Below are 7,400 nucleotides of genomic sequence, written 5' to 3' on the forward strand. Positions count from 1 at the left end.
CGTCGTCACGTGCCGATCCCGACCGCGGAGGACCTCCGCCGGAGGGCGGCCCTCGACGCGCCGACCGTGCGCGAGAACCTCCTGCCCGCCGTCACCGGACCGCAGGTCGCCGACGACGCCTTGGTGCTGCGCGTGCTCGACCTCGCGCTGCGCATCGGGGAGGTCCAGCTCGCGACCGGCGCCGGCGCGGCAGCCGCCCACGACACGATGCTCGCCATCGCCGGCGCGTACGGCCTGCCGACCTGCGACGTGGACATCGCGTTCTCGACGATCACGATGTGCTGCCACCGCGGCGTCGAGGCCGGACCGGTGACGACGATGCGCAACGTCCGCTACCGCACCCAGGACTACACCCGCCTCGCCACCGTCGACGCGCTGATCAAGGACATCGTCGACACCGACTCGCCGGTGTCGTCGTCCGAGGCGCTCACCCGGCTCTCGGCGGCGGTCGCGGCGAACCACCCCTACCCGCGCTGGATCGCCGGGCTCTCCCGGTCGGTGTTCGCGAGCGCCGTCGCCGTGCTCATCGGCGGCGGGTTCGGCGTGGCCCTCGCCGCCCTCGTCCTGACCGGTGTCGTCTGGGGGCTCGCGCGCTACCTCGGGCGCCACGGCGTGCCGATGTTCTTCCAGCAGGTCCTCGGCGGGGCACTGGTGACGACGACCGCGCTCCTCCTCGCCTCCTCCGGCCTCCTGCTCGACTCCCCCAGCCTCGTCGTCGCCACCGGCCTCATCGTGCTGCTCTCCGGGCTCTCGCTGGTCGGGCTCGTGCAGGACGCCATCACCGGCTTCCCGTTGACCGCGGCGGGCCGGGCCGTGGAGGTCGTGCTGGCGTCGGCCGGGCTGCTGGTCGGCGTCGTGGTGTCCATCAAGGTGATCGGGCAGATCGGCGGCGACGCCGTGTTCTCCCTCGCCCAGGACTTCTCCAACCTGACCCCGCAACCCGACGTGAAGTCCCTCGTCGCGGCCGCGGCCGCCGGCGTGCTCTTCGCGCTCTCCGCCTACGCCCCACTCCCCTCGCTGCCGGTGGCAGGGCTCGCCGGGGCGGTCGCGTGGGGGTTCTACGCGTACGGGTTCGGGACCCTCGGCATGGGCCAGGTCGTCGCCAGCGCCGCCGCCGCCGGGTTGCTCGGCCTCATCGCGATGCTCATGCCGGCGCGGGCGCAGATGCCGCCACTGGTCCTCGTCATCGCCGGCATCACGCCGCTGCTGCCCGGTCTGCTGCTCTACCGCGGCTTCTCGCAGCTCGCGCTCGTCGGCGAGACCTCGAACAACGTCCAGCTCAGCAACGGCAGCCTCGCCACCGGCTCCGTGACGATCCTGCTGGCCCTCACCGTCAGCATGGGCATCGCCGCGGGCGTGTCCTTCGGCGAGCAGATCGGCTGGCCGGTGTCGCGGATCTGGCGGCGACGCAACCCCTCGGCCCCGCGACGCGCCCGCCCGCGCATCTTCTAGCCCCTCCCTGCCTTGTCGCGGCCTCCCACACACCCCTCCCCGCCTTGTCGTTCTGATTCACAACGACAGGGCGGGGCGCCCGAGTGGATTCCCCGCGACAAGGTCTCCGGACGACCGGTCGGGGCGCCCGCCGACGTCGTTCCGCCGGGGAGCGAGCGCGGGACCGGCGCTCGCCCGCGGATCTTCTTTGCTGACAGCCGGTCGCCCCGTTCCCGACGGCGGGTACGGCGGCACCCGCCGTCGGGAACGGCTGTGTGGCCTGCCGCGCTCGTCACGATGCGGCGTTCCTGCCGCTGGATGACAGCAACGACGCTTTCCTGCCACCCGGAGGGGGCTCAGCGCGCCGGCGGACCCGACGTCGCGCGCACCATCAGCTCGGTTGGCAGCAGCAGGGTGCGCGAGCGCTGCCGGTCGCCGCGGTCGAGGAGCAGTTCCCCGGCGGCGCGGCCCTTGTCGAGGGAGGGCTGGCGGACGGTCGTGAGCCCGGCGCGCTCGGCGGCGGGGACGCCGTCGAAGCCGGTGATCGTCAGGTCGCCCGGGACGTCGCGGCCCGCGGCCCGGGCGCCGCGCAGGGCACCGAGGGCGAGGATGTCCGAGGTGCACACGACGGCGGTGACGTCCGGGTGGCGCTCCACCAGCTGGTCGAACGCGTTCGCGCCCGCGGCCTCGGTGTGGTCGAAGCGTTCGACGACGGGGACGCCTCCCCAGTCGACGCCGGCAGCGGTGAACCCGTCGCGCAGGCCTGCGAGGCGCCGGCGCTGCACCTCGTAGCGGGCGTGGTCCTGCCGCGAGACCGAGGCGAACCCGTCGTTGCGGTCGGTCGACAGGCGCATGCACAGCACCCCGACCTGCCGGTGCCCGAGCCCCGCGAGGTGCTCGGCGAGCTCGACCATCGCGGCCTGGTCGTCGATGCCGACGCGGTCGACGTCGGGGACGTCGGTCGGCTGGTCGCACACCACGACGGGGACGGGGCGTTCGAGGACGGCGGCGAAGTGCTCGTCATCGTCGGGCATGGAGTAGACGACGAACCCGTCGACGCCCGCCCGGGCCACTGCGCCGACGTCCTCGGCCTCGGGGCTCACCGGGACGAGCAGCAGGCCGGAGCCGTTGTCCTCGCAGGCCAGCGCGAGGCCCTCCAGGAACTGGATGGCGACCGGGTCGCGGAACGCGTAGGACAGCGCCTCGGTGAGGAGCAGCCCCACCGCGCCGGCCTTGCGGGTGCGCAGGGAGCGCGCCACCGGGTCCGGTCCCGGGTAGCCGAGCCGCCGGGCCGTGTCGAGAACCCGACGTCGCAACGCCGGGGAGAGCTGGTCGGGCCGGTTGTAGGCGTTCGAGACCGTCGTCCGGGACACTCCGAGCTCTGCGGCCAACGAGGCCAGCGTCGCCGTGCGCCGCGTGGACCTCCGCCCCTCGAGTGCCTCTGCCACCTGCGCAACGTAGCGACTGTTTCGATCTAGGGCCACCGGTCGCGACCGAATGCGAACCTCGTTCGTGTCGCGGACACCACCTGCGGGCACCTCGCGACTGATAACGGCAACGGTTATCGTTTGCCCTCTCGCCCTTCCGGGCGACAGCAACCGCTTGCGTCCCGAAGGAGTCGTGCCCATGCCCGTCGTCCGCCGTGCCGTCCTCACCGCCGGGGGCGCGCTGACCGCCCTCGCGCTGGTCGCGGGCTGCGGGAGTTCCGGGAACTCCGCCGCCCCGTCCGCCGCTCCCTCGTCGTCGGCGGCCGCGTCCGGCGGGACCCTCACCGTGGTCGCCACCACCAACGTCTGGGGGGCCGTGGCGAAGGCCGTGGCGGGCCCGGACGCCGACGTCAAGGCGATCATCAGCGACCCGGCGGGCGACCCGCACTCCTACGAGTCCACCCCGGCCGACGCCGCGGCGATCACCTCCAGCGACATCACGATCGCCAACGGCGGGGGCTACGACGAGTTCGCCGAGAAGATCGCGGACGCCGACCCGGCCGCGAAGGCGAAGATGATCACGGCGTTCGACCTGCGCCCCGACAAGGCCGACGACAACGAGCACGTGTGGTTCGACCCCACGACCGTCAAGGCCGTCGCGAACCAGATCGCGCAGCGCCTCGCGCAGGCCGAGCCGACGGAGGCCGCCGGACTGACCCAGCGCGCCCAGGCCTTCGACGCCCGCGTCGACCAGATCGCGCAGCAGACCGCCGCCATCGGCGCCTCGCGGCCCGGCACCCGGGTCATCTCCACCGAGCCGATCGCCCACTACCTGCTGCGGACGGCGGGCGTGGCCGACGTGACGCCGCAGGACTTCGTCGAGGCCATCGAGAACGAGACCGACCCGTCCGCCGCGTCCCTCGTCGAGGTGCGGAACGCCCTGACCGCGAAGCAGGTCACCGCGCTGGTGTTCAATCCGCAGACGGAGACCCCGGTCGTCGCGGGCCTGCGCGACACCGCCAACGCCGCCCAGGTCCCGGTCGTCGAGGTCACCGAGACGCTGCCCGCCGGCGTCACCGACTACCTGCAGTGGGTGGACTCCACGCGCACGGCCCTCGCCCGGGCCGTCGGCGCTCCCGCCTAGGAGGCTTTCTCATGGATCCGGCCGTCGAGCTGTCCGGTGCCGAACTGCGCCGCGGTCCCCGCACCCTGTGGTCCGGCCTCGACCTGCAGGTCGCGCCCGGCGAGTTCATCGCCGTGCTCGGGCCCAACGGCTCGGGGAAGACGACGCTGCTGCAGGTCCTGCTGGGGCTGCTCGACCTCTCGGCAGGCTCCGTCGCGATCCACGGGTCGCCGCCGCGGCGCGGCAACCCGACGGTCGGGTACGTCCCCCAGCAGCGGGCCCTCGACCCGCTGACGCCCCTGCGCGGGCGCGACCTCGTCGGCCTGGGCCTCGACGGCCACCGGTGGGGCCCCGGCCTCGGCGGCAGGACCCGTCGTCGGGAACGGGTGGCGGAGGCGCTCGCGCAGGTCGACGCGCTGGAGTACTCCGACGCGCCGGTCGGGTCGCTCTCCGGCGGGGAGCAGCAGCGGCTGCGCGTGGCGCAGGCGCTGGTCGGCGATCCGTCGTTGCTGCTGGCCGACGAGCCGCTGCTCTCGCTCGACCTGGCCCGCCAGCGCATGGTCGTCGACCTCGTCGACCGGCGGCGCCGGGAGCACGACACGGCCGTGGTGTTCGTGACCCACGAGCTCAACCCGGTGCTGCCCGTCGTCGACCGGATCCTCTACCTGGTCGAGGGGGAGTTCCGGATCGGGACGCCCGACGAGGTCATGACCTCGGAGAACCTCTCCGAGCTCTACCGCACGGAGGTGGAGGTCGTGCGCGTGCGCGACCGCATCCTCGTCGTCGGCGCCGAGGAGTCGCCGCTGCACCACGAGGAGCCGGTCGAGGCGGGCGTCCGATGACCACCACCCTCGAGCTCCTGCAGCTCGACTTCGTCCGCGACGCCCTCATCGCCGGCGGCGTGCTCGCGCTGCTGGCCGGGCTGCTCGGGCCGCTGGTCGTGGGCCGTGGGATGGCGTTCGCGGTGCACGGCACCTCCGAGCTGTCGTTCGCCGGGGGCGCTGGGGCGCTGCTGCTGTTCGGCGCAGGCGCGGTCGGGTGGGGCGCGCTGGTCGGCGCGGTCCTCGTGGCGCTGGTCTTCGGCGCGCTCGGGTTGGCCGCGCACGAGCGCGACTCCGTGATCGGCGTCCTGCTCTCGTTCGGGCTGGGCCTCGGCGTGCTGTTCCAGTCGCTGTACACCGGGCGGTCGGCGAACAAGTTCGGCCTGCTCGTCGGGCAGATCGTCGGCATCGACACCGGCGACCTCGTCTCGCTGGCCGTCACCGGCCTCGTCGTCGTGGGCGTGCTGGCCGTGACCTACCGGCCGCTGCTCTTCGCCTCGCTGGACCCGACGATGGCCGCCGCGCGCGGCGTCCCCGTCCGGCTGCTCTCGATCGCGTTCGCGGTGCTGCTCGGTGCGACGACGGCGCTCGGGGTCCAGATCGTCGGGGCGCTGCTGGTGCTCTCGCTGCTCATCACGCCCGCGGCCGCCGCGGCGCGCGTGACGGCCTCGCCCCTGGTCGCGACCGTGCTGGCCGTCGTGTTCGCCGAGGTCGCCGTGCTCGGCGGGATCGTGCTGTCGCTGGCTCCGGGGCTGCCGATCAGCCCGTTCGTCGCGGGGATCGCGTTCGTGATCTACCTGGTCTGCCGGGTGGTCGGCTCGGCGCGCACCAGGCGCCGCGCCAGCCGCACCGTGGTCCCGTCCGCGTCCGAGGCGACGTCGACCTCGTCGCAGAGCGCCCTGGCCAGCCAGAGGCCGCGCCCGCGGTCCTGATCCACCGGCGGCGGCACCACGCCGGGGAACGGGTCGGTGATCCGGCCCGCCCCGGCGACCTGGCAGACCACCTCGTCGTCCGCGGTCCACGCCCAGACCGTGCCGTTCCCCCCGCCGTGCTCGACGGCGTTCGTCGCCACCTCGCTGCACGCGTAGACGAGGTCCTCGCCCGCGTCGTCGTCGAGTCCCGACTCGCCGACCACGACGGCGAGCTCGCGGCGCAGGTTCCCGAGGCCCGCCCCGTCGAAGTGCCAGCTCCGCGCGTCCACGGGCGCCGGGGCCGGTGCGGGCGAGGGCAGGCCCCGCACGACGTCGGTCGGGGTCCGGTAGGCGGTGTTCGGGTGCGGGCCGGTCATCGGGCCGACCTCGCTGTGGCACTGCGAGTAGGCCGGCGCGCCCGTGCGGTAGAGGCACCAGAGGGTGGCGGGCAGCCCCTGCAGCGCCGCGTCCACGGCCGCCTCGAGGCGGAGCCAGTAGGCGTCCGAGCGGCCCAGCGTGGGCTGGTGCTGGGTGATGAGCATGCTCGCGGTGCCGGCCCGGGCGGAGTGGGCCGCGAACGTGGCGATCCTGGCCGCGAGCTGGAAGGCGTCGGTGCGCGCCGGGCGGGTCACGTCGAGGAACCGGATGGCCTCCGCGTCGGGGCCCAGGGCGTCGCGCAGCGCTCCCGTCGTGGCGTCCTCGAGGGCCACGACGACCGACCGGCCGTCGGCGAGCGCCTCCCCCACCGGCGGGGCGAGGGCCGCGCCGAGCGCCGCGGAGTCGGTGTAGGCGATCCCGCGGTGCACGAGGTCGGGCACCGGCATGCCCGCATGGTAGCGATCACCCGACGGGGAGACCGTTCGGCCGAGCGTTGTCGGAGGCGGTCGCTAGGGTCCGCGCATGAGCGAGGGTCGAGCGGTACCGGGGCTGAGCGTGTTCACGCGCCTCGCGCTCGTGATCAACGTCGTCGTCCCGAACATCATCGGGGCCGGCGTGGTGCTCGTGCTGGCCGCCTGGGTGCTGCCCACCGAGACGCTCTCCTCCGACCCGAACGCGCTGACCCGCAACCTCGTCGTGTTCGGGCCCTACCTGCTCGTGGCCGTACTCGTCGGGGCGTGGTGGGGCCACCGCCGGATGCGGGTCCCGGCCCTGCCCGACGACGCCGACGACGAGGCCCGCGAGCGGCACTTCCTGCGCCTGCGCCGCGTGGTGCTGCGCGGGCCGCTGCGCCTCGCGCTCGTGCAGGCCGTGCTGTGGGCCGTCGCGGCCGCGCTGTTCGTACTGCTCAACGTGTTCTCCTCCGGGCGCATCGGCTTCCAGGTGGGCGCGACCGTGGTGCTGGGCGGCATCGCGACCGTGTCGATCACCTACCGGCTCGTGGAGGTCGTGCTGCGCGGGGCGGCGCGGCAGGTGCTCACCGAGCGGCCGCCGTCGGGCTCGGTGCTGCCGGGCGTGCTGATGCGGACGCTGGGCGGCTGGGTGTTCGGCACCGCCACGCCGTTGCTCGGGGTGCTGCTGGCCGGGGTCGCCGCGTTGACGATCGGGGGCTACACCCTGCAGCGCCTCGCGATCGTGGTGGTGGTGCTCGGTGGGGTGGCGCTGATCCTGGGCGGGGCGGTGATCACCCTGACCGCCCTGTCCACCGCCGCCCCCGTCCTCGCGGTCCGCCGGGCCCTGAAGAAGGTCG

The 7,400-nt window shown here is 74.2% G+C and carries 5 protein-coding genes and 2 pseudogenes; 5 read left to right on the forward strand and 2 right to left on the reverse strand.

All coding sequences use genetic code 11. The annotated features are described in order from the left end of the window. Positions 1 to 9 precede the first annotated feature (9 nt). Positions 10 to 1,452, forward strand: a complete 1,443-nt coding sequence (locus QSK00_RS30165) for a threonine/serine exporter family protein (RefSeq protein WP_285597215.1) — start codon at positions 10 to 12, stop codon at positions 1,450 to 1,452. A 335-nt stretch (positions 1,453 to 1,787) separates the two neighbouring features. On the opposite strand, the gene QSK00_RS30170 is transcribed toward QSK00_RS30165, so the two are convergent. Continuing rightward, entirely contained in the window at positions 1,788 to 2,879 is a 1,092-nt protein-coding gene (locus QSK00_RS30170) for a LacI family DNA-binding transcriptional regulator (RefSeq protein WP_285597217.1), read from the reverse strand. 178 nt (positions 2,880 to 3,057) lie between these two features. On the opposite strand from QSK00_RS30170, the gene QSK00_RS30175 reads away from it, so the two are divergent. From QSK00_RS30175 to QSK00_RS30185, 3 genes are read left to right on the forward strand one after another with little or no spacing between them, the layout of a single operon-like run. Next, a complete protein-coding gene (locus tag QSK00_RS30175) occupies positions 3,058 to 4,002 on the forward strand; it encodes a metal ABC transporter solute-binding protein, Zn/Mn family (protein ID WP_285597218.1) in 945 nt (314 codons plus the stop codon). Positions 4,003 to 4,013: 11 nt separating this feature from the next. Continuing rightward, positions 4,014 to 4,823 carry a metal ABC transporter ATP-binding protein gene (locus QSK00_RS30180; RefSeq protein ID WP_285597220.1) on the forward strand — a complete coding sequence of 270 codons (810 nt, stop codon included), beginning with the start codon at positions 4,014 to 4,016 and terminating at the stop codon, positions 4,821 to 4,823. Beyond that, complete coding sequence (locus QSK00_RS30185) at positions 4,820 to 5,734, forward strand: metal ABC transporter permease (RefSeq protein WP_285597222.1); 915 nt, start codon at positions 4,820 to 4,822, stop codon at positions 5,732 to 5,734. Before QSK00_RS30180 ends, QSK00_RS30185 begins: the two co-directional genes overlap by 4 nt. Here the strand turns inward: QSK00_RS30185 and QSK00_RS30190 are convergent. Then, positions 5,704 to 6,537, reverse strand: a pseudogene (locus QSK00_RS30190) (MEDS domain-containing protein); the annotation flags it as partial. The gene QSK00_RS30185 and the pseudogene QSK00_RS30190 sit on opposite strands and share 31 nt — an antisense overlap. Before the next feature lie 76 nt (positions 6,538 to 6,613). On the opposite strand from QSK00_RS30190, the pseudogene QSK00_RS30195 reads away from it, so the two are divergent. Further along, positions 6,614 to 7,400: pseudogene (locus QSK00_RS30195) on the forward strand (adenylate/guanylate cyclase domain-containing protein); the annotation flags it as partial.

Source organism: Actinomycetospora sp. NBRC 106378, assembly GCF_030269685.1.
Taxonomy (GTDB): domain Bacteria; phylum Actinomycetota; class Actinomycetes; order Mycobacteriales; family Pseudonocardiaceae; genus Actinomycetospora.

Bases quoted from the DNA above. Each gene is read 5' to 3' on its own strand.
- QSK00_RS30185 (WP_285597222.1), top strand. From the start codon at position 4,820: ATGACCACCACCCTCGAGCTCCTGCAGCTCGACTTCGTCCGCGACGCC.
- QSK00_RS30175 (WP_285597218.1), top strand. From the start codon at position 3,058: ATGCCCGTCGTCCGCCGTGCCGTCCTCACCGCCGGGGGCGCGCTGACC.
- QSK00_RS30180 (WP_285597220.1), top strand. From the start codon at position 4,014: ATGGATCCGGCCGTCGAGCTGTCCGGTGCCGAACTGCGCCGCGGTCCC.